The 23,706-nt window shown below is 70.1% G+C and carries 19 protein-coding genes; 12 read left to right on the top strand and 7 right to left on the bottom strand.

Going from position 1 to position 23,706, the window contains the following annotated elements; all coding sequences use genetic code 11:
• Nucleotides 1-80: 80 nt before the first annotated feature.
• Complete coding sequence (locus ACWGIC_RS23770; RefSeq protein ID WP_452078138.1) at nucleotides 81-1,601, bottom strand: tannase/feruloyl esterase family alpha/beta hydrolase; 1,521 nt, start codon at nucleotides 1,599-1,601, stop codon at nucleotides 81-83.
• Nucleotides 1,602-1,714: 113 nt separating this feature from the next.
• Between ACWGIC_RS23770 and ACWGIC_RS23765 the strand changes: the two genes are divergently transcribed.
• The 4 genes from ACWGIC_RS23765 (at nucleotide 1,715) to ACWGIC_RS23750 (ending at nucleotide 8,139) form a co-directional block, all read left to right on the top strand.
• Nucleotides 1,715-4,429, top strand: coding sequence for an ATP-binding protein (locus ACWGIC_RS23765; RefSeq protein ID WP_452078137.1), 2,715 nt, complete (start codon nucleotides 1,715-1,717; stop codon nucleotides 4,427-4,429).
• Nucleotides 4,430-4,520: 91 nt separating this feature from the next.
• Nucleotides 4,521-5,552: an alpha/beta fold hydrolase gene (locus ACWGIC_RS23760; RefSeq protein ID WP_452078136.1), complete on the top strand. Its 1,032-nt coding sequence runs from the start codon at nucleotides 4,521-4,523 to the stop codon at nucleotides 5,550-5,552.
• Between the two features lie 126 nt (nucleotides 5,553-5,678).
• Nucleotides 5,679-6,806: a serine hydrolase domain-containing protein gene (locus ACWGIC_RS23755; RefSeq protein ID WP_452078135.1), complete on the top strand. Its 1,128-nt coding sequence runs from the start codon at nucleotides 5,679-5,681 to the stop codon at nucleotides 6,804-6,806.
• A gap of 574 nt (nucleotides 6,807-7,380) precedes the next feature.
• A complete protein-coding gene (locus ACWGIC_RS23750; RefSeq protein WP_452078134.1) occupies nucleotides 7,381-8,139 on the top strand; it encodes a glycoside hydrolase family 75 protein in 759 nt (252 codons plus the stop codon).
• A gap of 46 nt (nucleotides 8,140-8,185) precedes the next feature.
• On the opposite strand, the gene ACWGIC_RS23745 is transcribed toward ACWGIC_RS23750, so the two are convergent.
• The gene (locus ACWGIC_RS23745; protein WP_452078133.1) at nucleotides 8,186-9,016 is read right to left on the bottom strand and encodes an LLM class F420-dependent oxidoreductase; all 831 of its coding nucleotides are present in this window, start codon (nucleotides 9,014-9,016) and stop codon (nucleotides 8,186-8,188) included.
• A 142-nt stretch (nucleotides 9,017-9,158) separates the two neighbouring features.
• Nucleotides 9,159-10,616, bottom strand: a complete 1,458-nt coding sequence (locus tag ACWGIC_RS23740; RefSeq protein ID WP_452078132.1) for an MFS transporter — start codon at nucleotides 10,614-10,616, stop codon at nucleotides 9,159-9,161.
• A gap of 88 nt (nucleotides 10,617-10,704) precedes the next feature.
• Here ACWGIC_RS23740 and ACWGIC_RS23735 point away from each other — a divergent pair, with 88 nt between their 5' ends.
• The 4 genes from ACWGIC_RS23735 to ACWGIC_RS23720 are packed head-to-tail and all read left to right on the top strand — an operon-like array spanning nucleotide 10,705 to nucleotide 14,040.
• Nucleotides 10,705-11,094: a GntR family transcriptional regulator gene (locus tag ACWGIC_RS23735; protein WP_452078131.1), complete on the top strand. Its 390-nt coding sequence runs from the start codon at nucleotides 10,705-10,707 to the stop codon at nucleotides 11,092-11,094.
• Nucleotides 11,091-12,014, top strand: a complete 924-nt coding sequence (locus tag ACWGIC_RS23730) for an ABC transporter ATP-binding protein (RefSeq protein ID WP_452078130.1) — start codon at nucleotides 11,091-11,093, stop codon at nucleotides 12,012-12,014. The genes ACWGIC_RS23735 and ACWGIC_RS23730 overlap by 4 nt, the downstream gene beginning before the upstream one ends.
• A complete protein-coding gene (locus tag ACWGIC_RS23725) occupies nucleotides 12,014-13,066 on the top strand; it encodes a hypothetical protein (RefSeq protein WP_452078129.1) in 1,053 nt (350 codons plus the stop codon). The genes ACWGIC_RS23730 and ACWGIC_RS23725 overlap by 1 nt, the downstream gene beginning before the upstream one ends.
• A complete protein-coding gene (locus ACWGIC_RS23720; RefSeq protein WP_452078128.1) occupies nucleotides 13,063-14,040 on the top strand; it encodes an ABC transporter permease subunit in 978 nt (325 codons plus the stop codon). Before ACWGIC_RS23725 ends, ACWGIC_RS23720 begins: the two co-directional genes overlap by 4 nt.
• Nucleotides 14,041-14,117: 77 nt before the next feature.
• Here the strand turns inward: ACWGIC_RS23720 and ACWGIC_RS23715 are convergent, their stop codons facing one another.
• From ACWGIC_RS23715 to ACWGIC_RS23700, 4 genes are all read right to left on the bottom strand, one after another.
• The gene (locus tag ACWGIC_RS23715) at nucleotides 14,118-15,092 is read right to left on the bottom strand and encodes an alpha/beta hydrolase family protein (protein ID WP_452078127.1); all 975 of its coding nucleotides are present in this window, start codon (nucleotides 15,090-15,092) and stop codon (nucleotides 14,118-14,120) included.
• Nucleotides 15,093-16,233: 1,141 nt separating this feature from the next.
• A complete protein-coding gene (locus ACWGIC_RS23710) occupies nucleotides 16,234-17,259 on the bottom strand; it encodes a methyltransferase (RefSeq protein ID WP_452078126.1) in 1,026 nt (341 codons plus the stop codon).
• 37 nt (nucleotides 17,260-17,296) lie between these two features.
• Nucleotides 17,297-17,584, bottom strand: coding sequence for an antibiotic biosynthesis monooxygenase family protein (locus tag ACWGIC_RS23705; RefSeq protein WP_452078125.1), 288 nt, complete (start codon nucleotides 17,582-17,584; stop codon nucleotides 17,297-17,299).
• A 26-nt stretch (nucleotides 17,585-17,610) separates the two neighbouring features.
• Nucleotides 17,611-19,182 (bottom strand): class I adenylate-forming enzyme family protein, encoded by a 1,572-nt coding sequence (locus ACWGIC_RS23700; RefSeq protein ID WP_452078124.1) that lies wholly within the window; start codon nucleotides 19,180-19,182, stop codon nucleotides 17,611-17,613.
• 159 nt (nucleotides 19,183-19,341) lie between these two features.
• On the opposite strand from ACWGIC_RS23700, the gene ACWGIC_RS23695 reads away from it, so the two are divergent.
• The 4 genes from ACWGIC_RS23695 to ACWGIC_RS23680 all read left to right on the top strand — a co-directional run bounded on the left by ACWGIC_RS23695 (nucleotide 19,342) and on the right by ACWGIC_RS23680 (nucleotide 23,663).
• Complete coding sequence (locus ACWGIC_RS23695) at nucleotides 19,342-20,988, top strand: FAD-dependent oxidoreductase (protein WP_452078123.1); 1,647 nt, start codon at nucleotides 19,342-19,344, stop codon at nucleotides 20,986-20,988.
• Between the two features lie 9 nt (nucleotides 20,989-20,997).
• The gene (locus ACWGIC_RS23690) at nucleotides 20,998-21,735 is read left to right on the top strand and encodes an SDR family oxidoreductase (RefSeq protein ID WP_452078122.1); all 738 of its coding nucleotides are present in this window, start codon (nucleotides 20,998-21,000) and stop codon (nucleotides 21,733-21,735) included.
• Between the two features lie 38 nt (nucleotides 21,736-21,773).
• Nucleotides 21,774-22,547 carry a cyclase family protein gene (locus ACWGIC_RS23685; RefSeq protein WP_452078121.1) on the top strand — a complete coding sequence of 258 codons (774 nt, stop codon included), beginning with the start codon at nucleotides 21,774-21,776 and terminating at the stop codon, nucleotides 22,545-22,547.
• 84 nt (nucleotides 22,548-22,631) lie between these two features.
• Nucleotides 22,632-23,663 (top strand): class I SAM-dependent methyltransferase, encoded by a 1,032-nt coding sequence (locus tag ACWGIC_RS23680; protein ID WP_452078120.1) that lies wholly within the window; start codon nucleotides 22,632-22,634, stop codon nucleotides 23,661-23,663.
• Nucleotides 23,664-23,706: the final 43 nt, after the last annotated feature.

Below are 23,706 nucleotides of genomic sequence, written 5' to 3'. Positions count from 1 at the left end.
CGCCGGGCGGGTGGCGCCGGGCGCGACGCGGTCCTGGCTTGGGCGGGGCGGGCGGGGGGGGCCGCCCCCCACGGCACAGGTCAGCGGCAGCGGTAGCTGGACGCGACGGCCGGATCGCCGTAGCCCTTGTACCGCGAGACGCGCGGATACGCGCACAGGTCGCGGGTCTGCTTCCCGTCCGCGGTGGCGGCAGGCAACGTGGCCGGTGCCTTGCCGTGCTCGACCCAGTCGACCAGCGCGCCGAGCGGGTTCGTCGGCGCCGCGCCCGTCCCGCCGCCGCAGTGTTCGACGCCGGGGGCCAGGAAGAGCCGGTAGAAGTCGTTCACCCGGTGGGAGCCGCCCATCTCGCGTTCGACCTCGGCGCGGTAGCGCAGGGTGCCGCCGGGCGGAATGAGCTGGTCGTCCGAGCCGACGAAGGTGAGCAGCTTGCCGCCGGTCCGGCGGAAGGCCGACAGGTCCGGGTCGGCGGTGCCGATGACGTCGTCGTACTCGCGCACCGACTGGCGGAACACCTGGGCGAACTGGGCGTAGCTGAGCTTCGAGACGTCGAAGTCGGCCTGCTTGGCCACGAACGATTGCACCCACTTGACCGCGACCGGGAAACCGGTGGCGTACGGGCTGTCGCCGGTGCCGGCCAGCCAGGTGAAATCGGCGCCCTTCGGCAGGCCGTCCCACAGCTTCCGGCCGCGTTCGTCGGTCGGCCCGGCCCAGATCTTGCGCATGACGTCGGCGTCCTTGGCCGTGACGGTGACTTCCTTGCCGTCGCAGTCGACCTTCGTGCCGATCAGGGCGCGCGGGTCGTAGCTGCATTCGTCCGGCCGGTCGACGATGCCGTTCTTGACGCCGTCGTTCGCGTCGCACGCCTTGACCGCGGCCTGCCGGAACGCGGTGAACACGCAGGCGCTCGGGAAATCGTGCTCCTGGTTCATCACGATCTGCGGCCAGAGCGTCGCGACCGCGAACTGGGTCCAGTGGACCGCGGGCGCGTTCGCCAGGATGCCGTCGAAGTCGCCGGGGTAGTTCTGCGCCTCGGAGTAGCCCTGGCGGCCGCCGGTCGAGCAGCCGTTCCAGTACGAATAGGTCACCGGCCGGTGATAGAACCGCTGCGTGACGTCCTTGCCGAGCACCGCGGCCTCGTGCACCGAGCGGGTGGCGAAGTTCGTCAGCAGCGGCCCGTTGACCTTGCCGGGAGCGGTCAGCGCCCACGAGGTGTCGAGCCCGGTCAGGACGCCGGCGTCGGTCGTCACCCCGGCGTAGCCGTCCTTGGCGGCCTGTGCCAGCGGCGCGCCGAAGTCTCCGGCGGCGTACGCGCTTCCGCCGACCGCCTGGAGCCGTCCGGTCCACCCGGTCTGCGGCAGTGCCACGGCGACCTTGACGTGGTCATTGGCTCCGGGGTGGGTGAACGTGACGGTGATTTCGCAGTAGCCGGGCTTCGGCTCGGCCTGCACTGATTCGATTTTCGCGCCGCTGGGCGCGGTGACCGGGACGGTGGCGCAGGCGGTGGTCTCGGCCGCTGCGGCGCTGGGGGCGAGCTGGGTGACGGTCGTCACCAGCAGCGCCGCGAGCGGCAACGCCGAGAGAAGTGTTCGGGTGCGTCTCATCGCTTTCCTTTGTGGAGGGTCGCTTTCGGCTGAAACTAGGGCGGTCGCGACGCTCTCCGCGCCTGTCGGACGACGCCGTTGGCGTACGTCGTCTCCCGGTATCGTCAGTGATCGTGACGCTGCGCGGGCGGGACGCCGAACTCAAGGACCTGACCGAGCTGGTCGACGGCACGGAAGGCCGCGTCGGCGTCCTCATCCGCGGCGAGGCCGGCATCGGGAAGTCCGCGCTCGCCGCGGCGGCGGCCGCAGCGGCTTCGGTCGCGGGGACGCGGGTGCTGCGGACGACCGGAGCCGAGGCCGAACAGGATCTCGCCTACGCCGGATTGCACCAGCTGCTCCACCCCGTCCGCGCGGGCGTGGCCGAGTTGCCCGCGCCGCAGCGGACCGCGCTGGAGACCGCGCTCGGGCTCGCGGACGGGCCGGAACCCAGCGCTTATCTGGTCGGGCTCGCCGCGCTGACGCTGCTGGCCGATGCCGCCGCCGCGAAGCCGGTGCTGGTCGTCGCCGAGGACGTCCACTGGCTGGACCGCGCCAGCGCCGACGTCCTCGCCTTCGTCGCCCGGCGGATCGAAACCGAGCCGGTCGCGCTGATCGCGACGCTCCGGGACGGTTCCGGTTCGCCGCTGCTCGACGCGGGTCTCTCGCCGATGCCGCTCGACCGGCTTCCCGACGACGCCGCCGCGGAACTGCTGGACTCGGTCGCGCCGAGGCTCGATCCGATGGTCCGGACGCGGCTGCTCGCCGAGTCCGCGGGCCATCCGCTCGCGCTGACCGAGCTGCCTGCCGCGGTGGCCGATCTCGACGTGCTCGATCCGGTCCTGCCGCTGACCGAACGGCTCGAGCGCACGTTCGCCTCCCGGGTCGCGACGCTGCCGGAAGCCACCCGTGCCGCGCTGCTGGTCGCGGCGCTCAACGAGACCGGCTCGATCACGGAAACCCTTGCCGCGACGGGAGTTTTGCTCGGCACGCCGGTCGAGCCCGAGGTGCTGAGCCCCGCTGTCGACGCCCGGCTGGTCGAGTTCGAGGTCGGCTGCGCGACCTTCCGGCATCCGCTGATGCGTTCGGCCATTCCCGCCGCGGCGGCCCTCGGCGAGCGGCGGCGGGCACAGCTCGCGTTGGCCGAGACGGTCCGCGAACAGCCCGATCGACGCGCTTGGCACCAGGCCCGGGCAGCCGCCGGTCCCGACGAAACCGTGGCTGCGGCGTTGGAATCGGCTGCCGACCGGGCTCGCCGGAGGGGCGGGGCGGCTGCGGCGATCGCCGCACTGGAGCAGTCGGCGCGGCTCAGCGAAGACCCGGACGCGCGGGCGGACCGATTGCTGCGGGCCGCCGAGCTGGCAGTCGAATCCGGCCGCCGCGAGACCGCTGAACGCTTGGTGCGCGACGCCCGGAACGGCCCGCTTTCCGCGCGCCGGAAGGCGACCGCGAGCCAGTTGCTCAGCGGTTTCGAGGACGGCGTCCGCGAGGATCCCGCCCGGATCGGGGAGCTGGCGGCGCTCGCCGGATCTGTCGCCGCCGACGGCCAGGACGACGCGGCGATGCGGATCCTGTGGGGCGCGGCGATGCGGTGTTTCTGGGCCGAACCCGGTGCGACGGCCCGTCGGACGCTGCTGGACGTCGCCGCCCAGCTGCCCATTTCCGACGACGACCCGCGCCTGATCGCCGTCGCCGCGTACGTCGCGCCGTTCGAACGCGGTACCGCTGTCCTGGAGCAGCTTCGGGTTCTCGCCGGTGCGGCCGGAGCCGATCCGGAAACCGACCGCTACCTGGGCAGCGCTTCCTTGCAGGTGGGCGCGTTCGACCTGGCCGCCCGCTTTTCGACGGCCGCGGTGCCGGGCTTGCGGGCGCAAGGCAGGCTCGGGTTGTTGCCGCGGGCGCTGGCCGTTCAGGCGTGGAGCCGGGTCCGGCTCGGCGACCTGGCCGGGGCGGCACCGGCCGCCGCGGAGGCGGTCCGGCTCGCGCACGAGACCGGCCAGCCGTTCATGGGCGGGCTGGCGCTGGCGGTCCAGGCCGAGATCGCCGCGCTGCGCGGCGACCACAAGCAAGCGACCGCACTCGCCGACGAGGCCGAACGCGCCGGGCTCGCCGCCGGAGCGCGTCCGGTGCTGGCCACCGTGCAGCTTGCGCGCGGGCTGCTGGCGTTGAGCGAAGGCCGGTACGAGGACGCCTTCGCCGACCTGCGCCGGTTGCTCGACCCCGCCGATCCGGCTTACCAGCTGGCCCTGCGTGCCTACTGCGTCGCGGAGCTGACCGAAGCCGCCGTCCGGGCCGGGCAGGCGGACACGATGCGGGAAATCCTGGCTGAACTGGAGCCATTGGCCGCGTCGACGTCCGCACCGGCGCTGCACATCGGCCTGCGGTACGCGCGGGCCGTGCTCGCGCCGAAAGAAACCGCCGAGGACCTGTTCACCGCGGCTTTGGCAGCGGACCTGAACGGATGGCCCGCCGAGCGCGGGCGGGTCCATCTGGCGTTCGGCGAGTGGTTGCGGCGGCAGCGCCGGGTGGTCGAATCCCGGGCGCATTTGCGTGCCGCGCGGGAGACTTTCGACGCGCTCGGCCTGACAGCGTGGGCCGAGCGGGCGCGGCGCGAACTTCGCAGCGCGGGGGAGTCGAGCCCGAACCGGAGCCCGGACGCCCGGGACAAGCTGACCCCGCACGAGCTGAGCATCGCGCAGCTGGCCGCCGAGGGGCTGACGAACCGGGAGATCGGGCAACGGCTCTATCTTTCGCACCGGACCGTCGGGACTCACCTGCACCGGATCTTCCCGAAGCTCGGCGTGAGCTCCCGGGCCGAACTGGCCGATGCGGTGAAGGCACTCGGCGACTGACTTACCCCGGTTGCGTCGTCTGACGGGCGCGGGCGGCGGCTGGGCTCCTTAGCGTCGAGGCCGTCCCACGGTTTCGCGCACAGGAGTTCAGATGATCAGCAGGAGACGATTCACCCAGGCGTTCGCGGCCGGTCTGGCGGCGACCTCCCTCGCTGCCTGCTCCTCGCCTGCCTCCCCGCAGCCCGCCGTTGCCGCTGGCGCTGGCTTGCGCGCGGGCTCGGGCGAGCACACCTCGCTGGGCACGATCAAGCACGCCGACGCCGGTCTCGTGAGCATGGCGTACGCCGAATTCGGCCCGGCGGGCGGCAAGCCGGTGTTTCTGCTGCACGGCTGGCCGTACGACCCGTACAGCTACGCCGACGTCGCGCCGTTGCTTGCCGCGCAAGGGTTCCGGGTGATCGTGCCGTTCCTGCGCGGGTTCGGTCCGACGGTGTTCAAGTCCTCCGACACCGTGCGCAACGGACAGCAGACGGCCATCGCGCTCGACGTCGTCGCGCTGATGGACACCTTGAAGATCGACAAAGCGATTCTCGGCGGCTACGACTGGGGTTCCCGGACGGCCGCGGTCATCGCGGCGCTGTGGCCCGAGCGGTGCCAGGCGGTCGTCCCGGTCAGCGGGTACATCGTCGCCAACCTGAGAGCCAACCTCCAGCCGCTGCCCCCGGCCGCTGAACTGGGCTGGTGGTACCAGTACTACTTCGCGACCGAGCGCGGCCGCGCGGGCTACGCGGCGAACCGGCACGATTTCAACAAGCTGATCTGGAAGACGGCGTCGCCGGCCTGGAACTTCGACGACGCGACGTACAACCGCAGCGCGGCGGCGTTCGACAACCCGGACCACGTCGCGATCGTCATCCACAACTACCGCTGGCGGCTCAGCCTCGCCCCGGGCGAACCGCAATACGACGCGCACGAACAGAAACTCGCCGCGGGCGCGACCATCGGCGTCCCGGCGATCACGCTGTCCAGCGACTTCGACGGCGCGGCCAAGGACGGCAAGGCTTATCGCGCCAAGTTCACCGGGAAGTACGAGCACCGGATCCTCGACGGCATCGGGCACAACGTGCCGCAGGAGGCACCGCGGCCGTTCGCGCAGGCGATCGTGGACGCGGCCAAGCTCTGACGGTTCCTCTCGCGCTTCCTCTCGCGCTTCATCGAAGTTTGATCGGAAGCGGATACGGTGCGCACGCCTCTTCGCCGGGTTTGCCTGTCATGGGCGAACCCTGCGACCGTCGAACTGAGGAGTGCGATGAGACGCAGAGCTTTCGGAGCCGTCGCGGTGGCTGTCGCGGCCGCGCTGACCGGTCTGGCCGGCCCGGCTTCGGCGGAGACTCCCGCCGAGATTCTCCAAGCCGGGGCCCAGGCCGGGGTCAGCGTGGGCTATCCCGGGGTGATCGGACTGGTCCGGAACGGCGAAAGCGCGCAGTACATCCACGCTGGGTACGGAAATCTCACCACCAAGACCCCGGCGGACCCGAAAGCGAAGTTCCGGATCGGCAGCGACACCAAGGCGTTCACCTCGGCCGTCCTGCTGCAACTGGAAGCCGAGGGCAAGCTCTCCCTCGACGACACTGTCGCCCGCTGGCTGCCCGGCGCGGTGAACGCGAACGGGAACGACGGCACGAAGATCACCGTCCGGCAGTTGCTGCACCAGACCTCCGGGCTGCCGGACTACGCGGGCGACTCCCGGTTCCTCAACTCCTATGTCGCGAACACCAATCCCCGGCAGCCGTGGCCGCCGCAGACGCTGGTGAACATCGCGACGTCGCATCCGTCGCTGGGCGCACCGGGCGCGGCGTTCCACTACTCGAACACCAACTACGTGCTCGCCGGCATGGTGATCAAGGCGGTGACCGGGAACGAGGCCGCCGCGGAGATCCAGCAGCGCGTCATCGAACCGCTCGGGTTGAGCAACACGTCTTTCCCGACCGCTGATCCCGCCCTGTCCGGCGACTACCTGAACGGCTACTACATCTCGTTCGGCACGTTCTACAACGACTTCACGGTCTCCAACGTGCAGGCGTTCGGGACCGCGGGCGCCATTGTGTCCACTGAGGACGATGTGGCCGCCTTCGAACGCGCACTGCTGAGCGGAAAGCTCCTGCCGCCGCAACAGCAGGCCGAGCTGAAGACGACGGTGCCGATCGACAACGCGGGCAACCAGTACGGCCTGGGAATCGGCCTGTCGCCGACGGCCTGCGGAATGGCCTGGAATCACAGCGGCGGGGTGCTGGGATATTTCAACCTGTGGCTGACCAGCGACGACGGCAGCAAGCAGGTCCTGGTCGCGGCCAATGAGAATCATCTGCCGGGTCCGGCGACCCGGGGCCAGACCACGTTGGGCAACGCGGCGCTCAAGGCTTATTGCGCCTCCTGAGGCGGCTGGGGCTCTCCCGGGGAGTTGCTTGGATCCGCTGCGACCCCGGGGAGCCGCCCGTCTCGCTGCGCCCAGGCGAGACCCCTGAGATGCCAGCTGTCGTCCCTGCGGATTTCAGTGAGATCCCAGCGTGGTCGGCCCGGCTCCGCTCCCGTCCGACGTGTGCCGTCACCTGGAACCCCGAGGCGCGCTGGCGAAAGATCGCACCGCGGTTTTTTCAGGCGATGAAACAGATCTTCTTCGCGATGCGGGACGCACAGCCGTGCCACGCCGGTGCGGACGGCTGGATCTATCTGGTGGTGGACAGCCTCGCGCCGTATTCGGCGGACTGATCTGTCCGTTCTATCCCGATTCGCCCCCGCGGCCGCTGCCTGGCGGAGGAGGCGGGTCGTGTCGCCGGGAAGCTGGTCCGATGTGGACGGCGGTTCCGGTCAGCGGGAGCTGTCCGGGTGCGAAGTCCCAGCACCAGGCGGCTTCCGCGGGTTTTCTCCCGGTCGCCTGGTGACAACGTCCGGTCACGGATGGTTCACTATGTTAGGAAGTTTTCCTAATGAAGGCTGGAGGTCGCCCGGTCATGTCATCCTCCCGTAGGCGTTTCGCGGTGGTCGGCGCCGCTCTGGCGCTCGCCGTTCCGCTCGCAGTCAACTCCGCGCACGCGGCCACTGAGGACGCCGCTGCCAAGTCCTATACGGCCGCCGAGGTGCTGGCCGGCGTCAAGAAGAACAGCACGGACGCGAACAAGGTCAATTCCAAGCCGCACATCAACACCATGACGCGGGCCAAGAACGTCAACGTCTACCAGGTGGCGAAGGGCGTCTACGCCTACGGTTCCGGCCTGGCCGTCGACACCGACGGCAGCGACCCCGACCCCGATCCCGACCACCAGGGCACGACGACTTTCAAGGACAGCAACGGCAAATCCCTCGGTGCGCACCACGTGCCGTTCTACGTCCTCGGCGACGACTGCTACGACAAGAAGAGCCCCTGCCCGCACTTCTTCTACAAGGAGCACGGCATCAAGGGCAGGCAGTTCGCGCTGATGTTTTACAAGAGCAAGGTGATCGGCGCGATCTTCGGCGACACGCAGACCGCGAACGACCAGGATACCTCGGACAACGACTCCCGCGAATTGGGCGAAGCGTCGGTGAAGGCGGCCTCGCTGCTCGGCATCAACAGCAGCGGCACTGACGGCGGCGTCGACAACGGCGTGACCGTGGTGATCTTCTCCGGCTCGGACTGGGTCGTCAACGGCACCAACTCCAACCTGAACGCCACCGCGCAGGGCATGGTCACCAAGGCGCTGGACAGCCTCGGCTCCAGCATGGGGATCTAGTTCCGGCAACGAATGCGGTCACTGCCGAATCGGGCAGTGGCCGCGTTCAGCGTGCGTGCCGCTCAAGGTGTGCCGCCAGTTTGTCCAGGTATTGCAGCGTTTCCGTCTCCGGCAGCGGCGGGAGAGTGAACGTCACCCGCTCCACTCCCGCCTCGGCGTAGGCGGTGACGGAATCGTCTGTGGTGGCGCCGCAGAGCGTAGTGGGGACGTCGGCGCGGCCCTGGTCGGCCAGCCAAGACGCGACGCGGCGAAGCTCGTCGACCGGGGTTTTCGCGCGAGGCAGCCATTCGTCGCCGTAGCGGACGAGCCGGTCGAGTGCCGCCGGGCTTTCGCCGCCGACGGCGATGGGCGGATGCGGGCGTTGCATTGGTTTCGGCCACGAGAAAACCGGGTCGAAGTCGAGGTGCTCGCCGTGGAATTCGGCCTCCTCGGTCGTCCAGATCGCTTTGAGCGCAGCGATTTTCTCGTTCAGCAGCGGACCGCGACGGCTCGGTTCGACGCCGTGGTTGCGCATTTCTTCGCGGTTCCATCCGACGCCGACTCCGAACAGGACCCGGCCGCCGGAGAGCACGTCGAGGCTCGCGACTTCCTTGGCGGTCTGGAAAACGTCGCGCTGGGCCAGCAGAGCGACGGCGGTGCCGAGAGTGAGGGCGGTCGTCGCGGCGGAAGCGATCGCGAGGGCGACGAACGGGTCGTAGGTGCGGTAGTACTCGCGGGGCAGTTCGCCGCCGCCGGACCACGGCGTCTCCCGCTTCGCCGGGATGTGCGAATGCTCCGTCACGAGAAGGGTTTCGAAACCGCGCTCCTCCAGCGCGCGGCCCAGCGCGTCCGGGCGGATGCTCTCATCGGTGACGAATGTGTTGACGCCGAACTTCATGCGTTCTCCTCCGGATAACCGATCGCGGGCCGCAGCTGCTCGATCAGAGCGCCCACTGCGAGCACCGCCGAGTCCGCGAGCCGGGGCCCGACGATCTGGACGCCGACCGGCAACCCGCGCGACGTAAGTCCTATCGGGACACTCAGTGCGGGTTGCCGCGAGGTTGTGGTTTCGCGTTGATGAGCACCACGGCCACGACGGCCGCGAGCACGAGGACGCCGGCTGCCCACACCCCGGCGGTCGAGTAGCCGTGCACCGTCCCCGCGATCACCGTCGGTTTGTCCATCGGCCGCGTCGCCAGGTAGGTCGCGGTCGCGTTCGTCGCGATCGTGTTCAGCAGCGCGGTGCCGGTGGCTCCGCCGATCTGCTGCGACGTGCTGACCGAAGCGGAGACGACGCCTTGTACTTCGGGGCCGACGCCGGCGGTCGCGGTGCTCGCGCTCGGAGCCATCACCGTGCCGAGACCGGCCCCGAGGATGAGTTCGGCGGGCAGGATCCCGTCCAGGAACTGGCTGTCCGGGGACAGGTTGGTCAGCAGCAGCAAGCCGGCGGCCGCGATGAGCAGCCCCGGGCCCAGCAGCAGGCGCGGCGGCACCCGCGACAGCAGCGGGCCGGTGACCAATCCGGAGACCAGCACATTGCTGACCAGCAGCGGCAGGAACGCGAGACCCGCTTTGAGCGGCGAGTAGTGCATCACCGCCTGGAGCTGATATGTCAGGAAGAGGAACATCCCGAACATCGCGAAACTGGCCAGGGCGAGCGAGATCAGCGAACCGGCGCGGTTGCGTTCGCCGATCAGCCGGAGCGGCAGGAGCGGGGTGGCCGACCGGGTTTCGACGACGAGGAACGCGGTGGCCAGCACCACCGCGCCGGCCAGCAAGCCGATCACGAGCCCCGACCCCCAGCCCCGGGTCGCGGCCAGGTTGAAGCCGTAGACCATGGAGAGCATCGCGCCGCACCCCAGCGCGCAGCCGGGCAAGTCCACTGTGGAGGGTTTGTCGCCGGGGGTCGGCGGCAGCAGCGCCAGCGCACCGAAAAGCGCGATCAGCGCGATCGGCACGTTGACGTACAGGCACCACCGCCAGTCCAGGCTCTGGGTGATCAGCCCGCCGCCGATCAGCCCGAGCGCGCCGCCGGTCACCAGGATGGCTCCGAAGACGCCGAAAGCCTTGCCGCGCTGGCGTTCGTCGGTGAACGTGACGTTCACCAGCGCCAGCGTGGACGGGGTGAGCACCGCCGCGAACACGCCCTGTGCGGCCCGGGCCGCGATGAGGACGGCCCCGTTCGGCGCCGCGCCGCCGATCGCCGACACGATCGCGAACCCGATCAGCCCCACGAGCAGGCTGCGCCTGCGTCCGAGCAGATCGGACAGGCGCCCGCCGAGCAGGAGCAGGCCGCCGAACGCCAGCGTGTACGCCGTGATCACCCATTGCCGGTCGGTGTCGGAGATCGCCAGCGAGTGCTGTGCCGACGGCAGCGCGATGGCGACGATCGTGGAGTCGAGGGTGACCATGAGCTGTGCCAGCGAGATCACGACGAGCACGAGCCAGCGGCGCCGTCCCGCGCCGGCGGTTTGCCCGGGTAGTGCCTCGGATGCCATTGATTGCTCCGCTCTCGAGAAAAGCCGTTCCCTGTTGTGCTACTTTACTACGAGAGTGACACAATTTACCGGGGATGGAGTCGCGTTCATGGAGTTCCGTGTCGACCGGACCGCCGGTCTTCCGGCCTACCTGCAGCTCGCGCAGCAGGTGCGGCAAGCGTTGCAGCTCGGCTGGCTCAAGCCGGGCGATCGGCTGCCGACCGTGCGGGAGGCGGTGGCGTCCAGCGGGGTCAACCCGAACACGGTGGTGAAGGCCTACCGCGAACTGGAGTTCGCGGGTCTCGTCGAGTCCCGCCAGGGCGCGGGGACGTTCGTCAAGGCCTCGGTCGGAACGGCGTCCTCGCGGGAGCGCGAGGAACTGCTGGACGACCTGGACCCGTGGATCCGGCGCGCGCGGCTGGCCGGGTTGTCGGACGAGGACATCCGGGAGCTGGTCGGGGCCGCTCTCGTGAAGCGCGACCGGGAGGACGTCCGGTGAACGGGCACGCCGGGCAGACGCCGATGACCACGTTCACCGAACCCGGCATCGCGATCTCCGCGCGCGGGCTCGGCAAGGAGTACCGCTCCAGGTTCCGCGGCGGATCGTCCTGGGCGCTGCGGGACTGCACCTTCGAGCTGCCGACCGGGCGCGTCGCTGCGCTGGTCGGCCTCAACGGCGCGGGCAAGACGACGTTGATGAGCATGATCGCCTCGCTGCTGGTGCCGTCCGAGGGCCAGGTGGAGATCGGGGAGCACGGCGCCGCCGCCGCGGACCGGGTCGCGTTCGTCGCGCAGGACAAGCCGTTCTACCGGTCGTTCTCCGTCGCCGACATGCTTCGCGTGGGCAGGCGGCTGAACCGGGTGTGGGACCAGGACCGGGCGGAGCGCTGGCTGAGCCGGTTCGAGGTTCCGCTCCACCAGCCGTGCGGGAAGCTGTCCGGCGGCCAGCAGGCGCAGGTTTCGCTGGCCATCGCGCTCGGCTCGTGCCCGACCGTGCTGCTGCTGGACGAGCCGCTGGCCAACCTCGACCCGTTGGCGCGCAGGCACGTCACGATGGAACTGCTCTCCGAGGTGGCCGACACCCGGGTCAGCGTGCTGATGTCGACCCATGTGGTCGCCGAGCTGGACGGTGTCGCGGACTACCTGCTGCTGCTGGCGAAAGGGCGGCTGGTCCTGGAGGGCGATGTGGACGACCTGGTGGCCGAGCACATCTATTACGTCGGGCCGGAATCCGACAGCCTGCCCGACCCGTGGCCGGTGATCCAGGAATCCCATCTGCGCACCCAGTCGAGTTTCCTCGTCCGGCTGCCGAAGGGGGAGATCGCGGCGCCCCCGGCCCCGCCGTGGACGACGCGGCCCGCGTCGTTCGAGGACATCATCATGGCGTACCTGGCCAAGCACAACGGGGCGAGGCTGTGATGACGACCGACGTCGTGCGCGCCGAGGTGCGGTCCGGGGGCGGCGTGCTCGGCCTCGCCTGGCTGACCTGGCGGCAGCACCGCTGGGCGCTGGTGACGGCGACGCTGGTGATGGCGGCGCTCGCGGTCGGTGCGTGGCGGGCGACCGTCGCGCTCGACGAAATCCGGGCCGCGCTCCCTCCGGAATGCCTGACCGGGCACTGCGCCGGAGCCGAGGATCTCCTGCAGCGGCTGCGGTCGGTTCAGGACGCGGCGAGCGTGGTGCTCGCCTTGCTGGGCGCGTTCTCCGGAGTGGTCGCCGTGTTCGTCGCGGCCCCGTTGCTCGCCAGGGAGTTCGAGCAGCGGACCTACCTGCTCGTGTGGTCGCAGGACGTCACCGCCACCCGGTGGCTGGTTTCGCGATTCGCCTTTCTCGCCGCGGCGCTGCTCGCGCTCAGCGGGGTACTGGCGCTGACGACCGAGCCGTTGCGGGAAGCGCTGAACGCCACCCCGATCCCGCAAGGCCGCATCAGCGCGTTCGCCGCGCAGTCGTTCAACGCGGCGTTGCCGGTGTCGATGGCGCATGTGCTGTTCGGGCTCGGTCTCGGCATCGCGGTCAGCGCGGTGGTGCAACGGGTCGTGGCGGCGATGGGGATCACGCTGGTGCTGTACGCGCTGGTGCGGGTCGCGGTTTCGTTGCTGCGCCCCGGGTTCCTCGGCGCGAGCCGGGAACTCGTTCCCCTGGACGCGAACGTGAGCGGGTCCGCGCACGGCGGGCTGCTCGCGCACGGCGGTTACGCCGACGCCGCGGGCAACGCGATCCCCGCCCCGGCCGGTTGCCGCGGCATCGACGCCGGGCATGAGCTCACGTTGTGCCTGCGCGGCAACGGGGTGGCTTACAACGTCGTCGAATACCAGTCGGGAGCCAGGATGACGATGGTCGAGCTGATCGAGAGCGCCCTGTTCCTGGTGCTGACCGTCGCGCTGCTGGCCGTCGCCTGGTGGCGGGTGCGGGCGAGTTTCCGGGGCGTCGCGTCCGGGTGGCGGCCCGCGTTCCGGCGGGACCAGCCGTGACCGCCGTGCCGCTCCGGCCCAAGAAGGTGGGGCTCACCTGGCTCACTTACCGGCAGCACCGGTGGACGGTGCTGAGCGTCGCGGTGGTCGCGGCGGCCGTCGCGGCGGCGATGATCTGGACGCACCGTCAACTAGGCGAGCTGATCACCGGCTGCCGCGCCGGCTGCTCCGCGGGCGCGCGGGCTTCGCTGGACACCCTGGTCGGGCAAGCGGACATCCAGGCGCAGGCGGTCGGGCTGTTCGCGGTGCTGATCGCGGTGTTCTGGGCGGCGCCGATGATCTCCCGCGAATACGAGCAACGGACCCACCTGCTGGTCTGGACCCAGGAAGTGTCGCCGACGCGCTGGCTGTTCACCAAAACCGCGTTGCTGGCCGCGGTGGCCGCCGCGCTCGCCGCCGGTCTCGGCGTCGCCGCCGACGGCCTGGCCGGGCAGCTCAGCACGCTCGACCCGGTCGCCGGAAGCCGGTTCACCGGACGGCTCTTCGAGGCGTACGCGGTGCTGCAGGTGGTCTACGTCCTGTTCGCGTTCGCGGTCGGACTCGCGGTGAGCGCGCTGGTGCACCGCACCGACGCCGCGATGGCCTTGTCGTTGCTGGTCTTCGTGGTTCTGCGGATGAGCGCGGAACCCCTGCGCTCGCTCTACCGCACGCCGGAGCGTGCCTATGCGCCCCTGGACTCCGCGGAAACCCCCGCCGCCTTCGTGTCCAGCGGGCGGCTCGGCCCGGATCCCCTGGTGCTGGAAAGCGGATACGCGTCCGCGTCCGGCGACCGCGTCCCCGTGACGTTCCCGATGGGCGGCAACCGGATCGCCGCGCTGCACGACCACGGCATCACCCAGTACGTCGCGGTGTACCAGCCGGGCAGCAGGCTGGAGCTGTTCCGGCTGTGCGAAGCGGGGATCTTCGCCGCGGCCACCGCCGCGCTGCTGGTGTTCGTATGGCTGCGGATCAGGCGGTTGCGCAGCCTCGCCTGAAACGCTGGCACTCGCTCGATTCCAAATGCCCGAGAAGGCCGACGAAGCCGCACCCCGTGGCTCCGTCGGCCTTCTCGTTACCTCAAACGGCTGGCGAAGAACGGCACGATCTCCCGGACCGCGTCCGCTCGCTGCCGCGCCGGCGTCAGCTTGCCGACGCAGCCCGGGCGAGTGTCGTCCTCCCCGCCGATCTTGCCCGGCGACCATTCGGTGTTGAAGAAGTTGTGGTTGGCCCCGGCGAGCGAAACCGCGCCAGCGTCGGAATTGCGCCCCTCGACGTCCTTGACGTACTGCAGTCCTGCGGTGCCGACAGCGCCGTCGCAGGCGCTGACGATCACCTTGAACGGGATCCGGGTGACCAGCACGTCGCTGTTGTCGTCCTCGGTGGAGTTGAAGTAGACCGGCGCGAGCGGGACGACCGCGCGGATCCGGACGCCGGCGGGCCATTCGGGCGTGTGCTTGTCGGAGGCCTGCCACATCACGCCCTTGCCGCCGCGGGAATGTCCCATGGTTCCGACGCGGGCGAGGTCGACGTGCCCGCGGAAGCGGCCGAGGGAAGCCGCCAGCGGGCCTTCGCCGCGGGCCAGGTCGCGCCACAGCTCCAGGTGCTTGTTGACCAGATGGGCACGGGAGAAGTAGCCCTCGTCGCCGAGGAGATGCGCGTTGATGGCGTTGGCGCTGATCGAAACGACGACGAAGCCCTGTTCGGCCAGTTTCTCGCCGAGGTAGTCGTAGCCGCGGAAGCTCGGCAGCGATCGCTGTCCCGGCGGGCAGGGCCAGTCGCCTCCCGGGGTCTTCGCGACGGGGTCCACGCAGCTCCACCAGCTGCCGTGCTCCTGCACGATCAGCGGATGCGGGCGGCCTCCGAGGTCGCGCGGGTAGTGCACGACGGCGGCCAGCTCCATCGGCACCGACACGGTGGGATCGCGGAAGGCCTGATCGCCGAGGTTGTACTCGACGACTCCGACGCCCTGCCCGGCTGTCGCCTGCGGTGCCACGACGGTCATCAAGGCCAGCGCCAGTGCGGCGAAAGCCATGCGAAGGAAGGTCATGCCGGACAGAGTGCCGAAGAAGTGTCAAGGACTCATGAGCGTCAACGATTCGCGGCTATCAGGCCGGATTCGCGTTGCTGGCGCTCAGTCGGCTCTCCCGCCGATTCCCCGCCGCTCGACGACCCGTCGATCCCGGTCGCCGAGAACCGTCCCGGTCGTCCGGCGCGGTTTCATTGGGATCGAGCCCGCGAACTGTGTTGGCCCCGACCTCGTCGGCAGTGCCGTTCTGATAGCGGACAGTGAAATGGTTGCCGTGAGCTTGCCTGTCAGACGGCAGGCGTCGCCGAGGTTCTCGCGGCGGACGTCGATGGCTTGCCGCCGTTTCGTTGGTCGCCTGCTGCGTGACCAGATATAGGCCGAGCGGGCGGTCCGCGGTCGTGTTCGTCGTCCGTTCCTGCGGTGTGGCGAGTTCAGCGAGAAGCGCGCAGCAGACTCGACCTTGATGCGGCGGCTTCCGCCGAGAGGCCAGCTGTCGCAGAACCGATCGCGCCCGCAACCGTCGGCGTTGTGGACGTGCGACAGTCCGCAGGACAGCGCGTTTTCCCGGCCTGGACGATACGGGCTGTCGCGGCCCTTGCCGCAACAGTCTGCCTTGCCAGCATGCTCGCCCGGCCGGACCGCGTCCCGCGGCCGAGCCAGCGATGACCCCGACAGCGACAACTGGCCCCAGCGGCCCGCGAGTCAGCAGCGCTGACGGTCAGAGAACGGCGTTTGCCTTGCGTGACAACACCATCCAGCTGTGGGACACCCGGAACATCGCCGCACCCGGCAACGCTCCGGCTGACCGGCAACGGCACTATTCTGATCGCCGTCTCCTTTTCCCGGACCCGTCTCGACGAGCACGAAAACCGCTGGGATATCTCTGACCTGGACCACCCGCGCGAGATCCCCCGGGCAGCATCGGCGCAGACGGTCTAGCGACCCGGCTTCCTTGAGCTGGCATCAGTGCGTGCCGGGCGATGCGAGCCAGCACCGTTTTCCCGAGGACGGTCCCGCCACCGGCAGCGCGGTTTGCCGTCGTGGTTCTCGTGAATGCGGGCAACGGCCACGAAATTCTGCGACCTGCTGTCGTAGCCATTGCCCGCAGGACGACTCTTCGGCCCCGCGTGCCGGTTTCTCGTGCGCCCTCAGGCGGGAGGTGTCAGGGAACTCGGCAGTCGAACAGATGCAGGTAGCTGTCGATCGGCCGGACGTCACCGACCACCAAACCCGCTTGCTCGATCAGCGCGGTGAGTTCGGCTTCGGTGCGTTTGCGCCCTCCGACGTTGAGCAGGAGCAGAAGGTCCATCGCTGTGGCGAAGCCGAGTTGTGCGCTGCCGATCAGGTTCTCCACGACGAACACCTTGGCCCCCGGCCGAGCGGCGGCGGCGATGTTGCGGAGGGTCGTGACGCCGCTCTCGTCGTCCCAGTCGAGGATGCTTTTCGCGAGGTAGGCATCGGCGCGAACCGGGACGGCCTGGCGGCAGTCGCCGGCCAGCAGTGTTGCCCTGGAACCGAAATCGCCGTTCTCGCGCAGCCGCTCGTCCGCGTTGGCCAGTGCGGCCGGGTGGTCGAAGAGCGTGCCCCGCAGCTCCGGATGGCGGGCCAGCACCGCGGAGAGCACCTGACCGCGGCCGCCGCCGATGTCGGCGATCGAGGAGACGCCGGCGAGGTCGAGCGTTGCCACAATGCTGTCGACGGAAAGCGAACTCGCCTGGACCATCGCCCGGTCCAGGATCCGTCCCGATTCGGGTTCCTCGGCGCGCAGGTGCTCGAAAAAACTGCGGTCGTGCAGTGCCGCGAAAACGTTCTCGCCGGTCCGGACGGCCTCGTCGAGCTGCGGCCACAACCGCCAGGTCCACGGTTCCGTGCTCCACAGCACGACGTATTTGATGCTGGATTCGGCGTCCTCGCGCAGATGCCAGGACGCGTCGGTGTGCCGGTACCGGCCGTCGGCCTCTTCGGCGAAAATGTCGTGTGCGGCCAGGGCGCGCAGCAATCGCCGCAATTCGCCGGGGCGGGTGCCGGTCGCCGCCGCCAGTTCTGCCACCGTGGCCGGGCGGTCGTCCAGCGCGTCGGCCACTCCCAGGCGGGCCGCCGCCCGCACGGCCGCTGCCCGGGCCCCGGCGAGAGCTGTCTCGCGCAGGTGCATGAGCCCGGGGGAAATCTTGGTCTTCGCCGTCGTCATGCGACGTCCTTTCTTGCCGTAGGAAGGGAAAAGCCGGTCACGCGCGCGGGAACACCTGCTCGAACGGGCCGGGTTCGGCGGTCGCGACCTTCAGGATCTCGCCGAGCCGGTCGCGGAACCGCGGGTCGCTGGTGGCGGAGCGATGCGAGGCCGGCAGATCCCACTCGGCTATTTCGACGTAGGTTCCCGGTTCGCGCGCCGACCGGTAGAGCCGGTGGGAAAGGTAACCGGACCGGGTGGCCATGTACTCGTGCATGCTGTCGATCGATTTTTCGAACTCGAGAGAGTCGCCGGTGACCTGGTACCGGTTGATGAACGTGAACAACGCGGAATTCCTTTCGTTGCCGGTTTTCAGCGGGGGATCCGGGCGAGGACTTCGTCTCGCAGCTGCTGCCGCTGCACTTTTCCGGTCGGCGAGCGCGGGATCCGGGAGACCGTCTCGACGTGCTTGAGGTGCTCGTAGTAGGGCAGCCGGCCGTTGACCTCGCGGGCCAGCTCCTCGGGTGCGACGTCGCCGGCGAGCACGACCTGTGCGTAGGCGACCGCGCCGCTGAGGTCGTCCGGGTAGTCGAACACCACGCAGTCGGCGACGGACGGATGCCGGAGCAGCACCCGCTCGATCTGGCTGGGGGAGACCAGCCAGTTGTCGCATTTGAACACGTCCTTGATCCGGTCGGTCACGAACAGGTGCCCGTCGGCGTCGAGCAGTCCGATGTCGCCGGTCGCGAACCAGCCGCCGGGCCGCACGTCCTGGCCCCGGGCGTGGCCGAGATACCCCAGCATCAGCTGCGGCCCCCGCACCTGGATCTCGCCCTTCTCCCCGAGCGGCACCACGTCGCCGGTGCCGGGGTCGACGATGCGGCACGCGGTTCCCGGCACCGGGACCCCGCAGGAGCCGGGCCGCGGCCGGTCGAGGTCCCCGAGCGTGACCGACGGGGCGGTCTCGGCGAGGCCGAACCCCTGCACCACCGGCACCCCGAACTGCTGGGCCAGCGCGACCGCTGCGGGCACGGACAGCGCCGACCCGCCGGACAAAATCGCGCGCAGGGCGGGCAGTTCCAGTTCGGCGAGCCGCGGATCCCTGGCCAGCCGGGTCAATCGCATTGGCAGGCTGTAGACGTGCGTGGCACGCGCGTGCGCGGCCGCCGCCATCGCCTCGACCGGATCGTCGCCGGCGTGCAGCACGTGGCTCGCGGCGACCGTGACCCCGATGGCCAGGTGCATCAGGTGGAAGGTCGGCAGGTAGTTGAACAGCACCGAGTCCGGGGTCAGCTGGTGCATGTAGGCGGTCTGGGCGGCGTTGACGAGCAGGTTGCGGTGGGTGAGCTGTACTGCCTTCGGCGCTCCGGTGGTGCCGCTGGTGAATTGCAGGCACGCCACCATTTCCCCGTACGCCGGGGCTGGCGACGCATGCGGTGCGCCCTCGATCAGTTCGGACAGCGTCGGCACCCCGGCGGCTTCCGCGCCGAGGCCGTCTCGACGGGTCAGGACGAGCTGGGTCAGCGCGGGGAGCCGGTCGAGGACCGGAGCCAGCCGCCGGTACAACTCGGGCGGGACGATCGCGGCGCGCGCCCCGGCGGTGCCCAGCACGTGGACCAGCCGGTCGGGAGTCAGCAGCGGATTGACCAAGGCGGCGACGTGGCCCGACCGGGCGATGCCGAAGAAGCCGACGGCGAAGGCCGGGTCCAGTGTCATCGCCAGTGCCACGACGCCCCGCTCGCCCAGCAGCGTCCGCAATGCCTTGGCGCAGCCGGTCGCTTGCGCGTTCAGTTCGGCGAAGGTCAGTGCTTCGGCGGCCGAGCGAAGCGCGGTGCGGTCCGCCGCCTGTTCGGCGGCCCGGCTCAGCAGGTCGTCGATTCTGGGGCCGCCCAGCAGATGGGCGACCGTTTCGAGCGGCGGACCGGAGGCGACGCTGTCGGTCATGCGGGACTCCCTTCGTCCTCGTCCTTCTCCGACAGCGTCGCGAGCGGCGTTCGAAGCCCGATGGAGCCGTCGCCGAGCGCGTGCCTCCACCGGGCTTCGGCTCGGAGTCGAACCGCGCGCGACACCGTGGAGCGGTCGTCCAGACTCGGAGGGAAGCCGATGAGCGCAGCCAGCACCGCGGAGTACGACGTCCTCGTCGCCGGCGCGGGCCCGGTCGGGTTGACCGCGGCGCACGAACTGACCCGGCGCGGGATCCGGGTCCGCGTCGTCGACCGGGCGAGCGGGCCCGCGACGACCAGCCGGGCCACCGCGACGCACGCCCGCACCCTGGAGACCTATCACCAGATGGGGCTGATCGACGACGTCCTGCCGCGAGGGCAGCGCGTCGACCACTTCACCGTGCACCGCGCCGGCCGCCAGCTGATCCGGCTGGACACCGAGTACTCCAGCCTCCCGACCCGCTACCCCTTCACCCTGCAGGTGGACCAGGTCACCACCGAGAAGATCCTGCGCGACCGGCTGCGCGGACTGGGCGTGCGGATCGACTGGTCGACCGAGCTGGTCCACGTGGCGCCGCACGACGACCGGGTGGACGTCCGGCTGCGCGACGCCGGCGGGGAGACGCACCGGCAGAGCGTGCCGTGGCTGATCGGAGCGGACGGCGGGCACAGCACTGTGCGGCGCGTGCTGGGCCTGCCGTTGCTGGGCGATTCCACCGAAACCTGGCTGATCGCCGACGCGGTGCTGGACGCGCCGTTGCCGCGCGACAGCCTGCACTGGATGCACACCGGCGACGGCACGGTTCTCCTGGTTCCGTTCCCGGATCCGGGAAAGTGGCGGTTGCTGGACACTGCGGACACCTCCGGCGAGGACGATCCGGTCGCGGTGGGACGCCGGTTCGAGCGCAAGATCTCGCGGGCGCTCGGCCGTGCGGTGCGGGTCTCCGTCCCGACCTGGGTGTCGGTGTTCACCATCCAGCAGCGCATGGTCCCCCGGATGCGCGCGGGCCGGTGTTTCGTCGCCGGGGACGCCGCACACGTGCACAGCCCGGCGTCCGGCCAGGGCTTGAACACCGGGGTGCAGGACGCCTGCAATCTCGCGTGGAAACTAGCCGACGTGATCCGCGGGCATGCCCGCGAAGAACTGCTGGACAGCTACGGGGCCGAGCGGGTCCCCATCGGCGAGACTCTGCTGGGCTCCACGAGGACCGCGACTGTGCTGCTGGCGCTGCGAAACGCCGCCGCGCCGGTGCTGCTGCCGGCGGGGCTGGGGCTGCTCAACACGCTCAAACCGGTCAAGCGCAAGATCGAACGCAAGATCATGGCGCATATGTCCGGCCTCGCGTTGCGCTACCCGGAAAGCCCGTTGAGCCTGCGGCCGGACGAAGAACGCGAAGGCATCGAGCCCGGCCAGCGGGTCAGCTGCGCCGAGCGGGACGTGCGAGAACATCCCGGCTGGCAAGCACTCTGCACCGAACTGACCGATCCGCGGTGGACCCTGCTGGTCTTCGCGGGCCCCGGCGAGTTGCCTCCGGCCGCCGAACTGGCCGCCGATTTCGGCCGCGCCGTTTCCGTCCGCACGGTAAGCGCGTCCGCAGCAGACTCGGGGCCGGCCGGCGTGCTCCTCGATCCGGACGGCGCGGTGGCCAGTGCGTTCGGCGCCGGTCCCGGCGACTACGCACTGATCCGTCCGGACGGCTACCTGGCGGGAAAGGGCGCGCTCGTCGACGCCGGACGCATGCGCACGGTGCTCGGTTCGGTGCACCTGCTGGCGGAGACGGACAGCGACCGCACAGCGGCGCGGTGAGCCGGGGCGATGACGGAGAACGACGAGCCCCGGGTGGCGTTGGTGACCGGTTCGACCCGCGGCCTCGGCCTGGAGATCGCGCGAAGCTTCTGCCTGCGCGGTTTCGCGGTGACGCTCAATTACGCCCACGACGAATCGGCGGCGGACCGTGCCGTGCGGGAGTTGTCCGCCACCGGGGCCGAAGTGCGGGCTGTGCGTGCCGATGTCGGCTGCGCGGAGGGAGTGCACCGGATGTTCGACGCGCTCGGCCCGCGGCTGGATGTGTTGGTGCACAACGCCGTGCGGTTTCATCGGATGCGGGCCACCGAGGCCAGGGCACCGCTGATCGAGCTGGACGCGCGGGTGGCTCTCGGTCCGCTGCTGCACGGTGCGGAGAGACTGGCCGCGCTGCTGCCCTCCGGCGGACGGGTCGTCGCGATCTCCAGCCGCGGAGCGCGCACCGTGATTCCCGGCTACGTAAGCCTTGGCGTCGCGAAGGCCGGTCTGGAGAGCCTGGTGCGGTACCTCGCCGTCGAACTGGCCGGCCGCGGCGTCACGGTCAACGCTGTCGCCGCGGGAAAGCTGGACGAGGGCGAGCAGAGTGCCGAACCGGAAATCGACGCGCGGGTGAAGGCACGCACCCCAGCCGGGAGGCTGACGACGGCCAGCGACGTCGCCGGCGTCGTGAATTTGTTGTGCCGGCCGGAAGCGGCCTGGATACACGGCCAAACAATCGTTGTGGACGGCGGGATCGGCCTGCTCGCCTGAGCACGGCCGTGCCGCCGGACGGAGCACAAGGAGCGCGGATGCGGATCATCGACCTTTCCACCCCGGTCGACGCCACGGTCTGGGAGCCGAACCCGGTCACCCATGAGGTGCTGTCGCCCGTGGAGGGCGCGGTGCACATGGCCGAGGCGATGCTGACCGGCCACGGCATCGAGTTCGACCCAGCGGCGCTGCCGGACGGGGAACTGCTGTCCTTGGACACTCTCACCCTGACTACGCACACCGGCACGCACGTCGACGCGCCGTCGCACTACGGGTCCTCGGCCAGCTACGGCGTCGCCCGGCACATCGACCAGATGCCGCTGGACTGGTTCATCGGCCCCGGCGTGCTGCTCGACATCTCGGATGCCCCGGTGGGCGCCGTCGGCGCGGACCGGCTGACCGAACAGTTCGGCCGGATCGGCCGCGCCCCGAGACCGGGAGAGATCGTGCTGCTGCGCACCGGCGCCGACCGGCTCGCCGGAACCCCGAAGTATTTCACCGATTTCGCCGGGCTGGACGGCCCGGCCACCGAGCTGCTGCTCGACCTGGGGGTCCGGGTGATCGGGACGGACGCCTTCAGCCTGGACGCGCCCTTCGGCCACATGATCGGCGAATACCACCGAACCGGCGACCGCGGGGTGCTGTGGCCGGCGCATTTCACGGGGCGGCGCCGGGAGTACTGCCAGATCGAGCGGCTGTCCAATTTGGACACCCTGCCAGCGGCCACCGGGTTCACCGTGTCCTGTCTGCCGGTGAAGATCGCCGGCGCCGGCGCCGGCTGGGCGAGGGCGGTCGCCCTGATCGAGAACTGATCCCCGCCAGCGCCGTTCGACGAGTTCTCGAAACGACCGGGCCAGCATGTGGCCGCATACCTGACGAACCGAGAGAGGATTGCCATGACCACCGATGCGTTTGGGGTGACTCCGAAGAAGCTGCACGACATCATGCGCGGTTTCGCGCGCAGCGCGCTGCTGCGCTGCGCGATCGAGCTTCAGGTCTTCGACGGCATGGCCGGCGGCGCGGTGACCGCGGCCGGCCTTGCCCCGCGCGTAGGGGCGGACGAGCGCGCCCTCCGGATCATCTTGGATTCGCTGGCCGCCATCGGACTGGTGCGGACCGTTCCGGGCGGGGCGTACGAACTGCCGCCCGGCGGAAGCGAGCTTCTGGTCAGCACCGGCAGCCGGTATTTCGGCCGTTCGCTGAAGCTCGGAGCCAGCGACTGGGAATGGGAAGCCCAGCGGCGGCTGACCGAAGCCGTCCGCAAAGGCGGCGCGGTCATGGACAGCCACGCGCTGACGCCCGAGTTCCAGTACTGGGAAGACTTCGCGGAGAACACCAACTGGTTCAACAACGGCGCGGCGGAGCTGATGGCGGGCCAGCTCCTGCCCTGGGCGAAGAACCGGGAGAGCGTCGAGGTGCTCGACGTGGCGTGCAGCCACGGCTTCTACGGCCTGAACCTGGCGAAAGCCGAGCCGAGGGCGCGGATCTGGGGGGTCGACTGGGCCAACGTCCTGACGATCACCGAGCGGAACTACGCGAACCACGGCATGGCGGACCGGTTCCGCGGCATCGCGGGGGACATGTTCGCCGTGGGGCTCGGCGGACCGTACGACATCGTGATGATCACCAATGTGCTGCACCATTTCTCGGCGGAAACCAGTACGCGGCTGCTGCGCAGGATGCACGACGTCCTGCGGCCGGGCGGGCGGATCGCGGTGTCCGGGCACACCTTCGACGAGAACGAGACCCCGGAAGAGAACTCGCTTCCGTTCCTGTTCTCCGAAATCATGCTGGTGATGACCGACGAGGGAGAAACCCACTCGGTGCAGAGCCACCGCAGGATGCTCACCGACGCCGGATTCTCCGACCCGCGGATGTTCACCAGCGAGAACGCCATGCACGCCGTCTTCATCGCCGACCGCCCGTGACTGTTTCGCGCCGCCGGGCCGGACGGGGCAGACCGTCCGGCCC

This window comes from Amycolatopsis sp. NPDC054798 (genome assembly GCF_053611505.1).
This window is presented reverse-complemented; position numbering and strand designations above follow the sequence as displayed.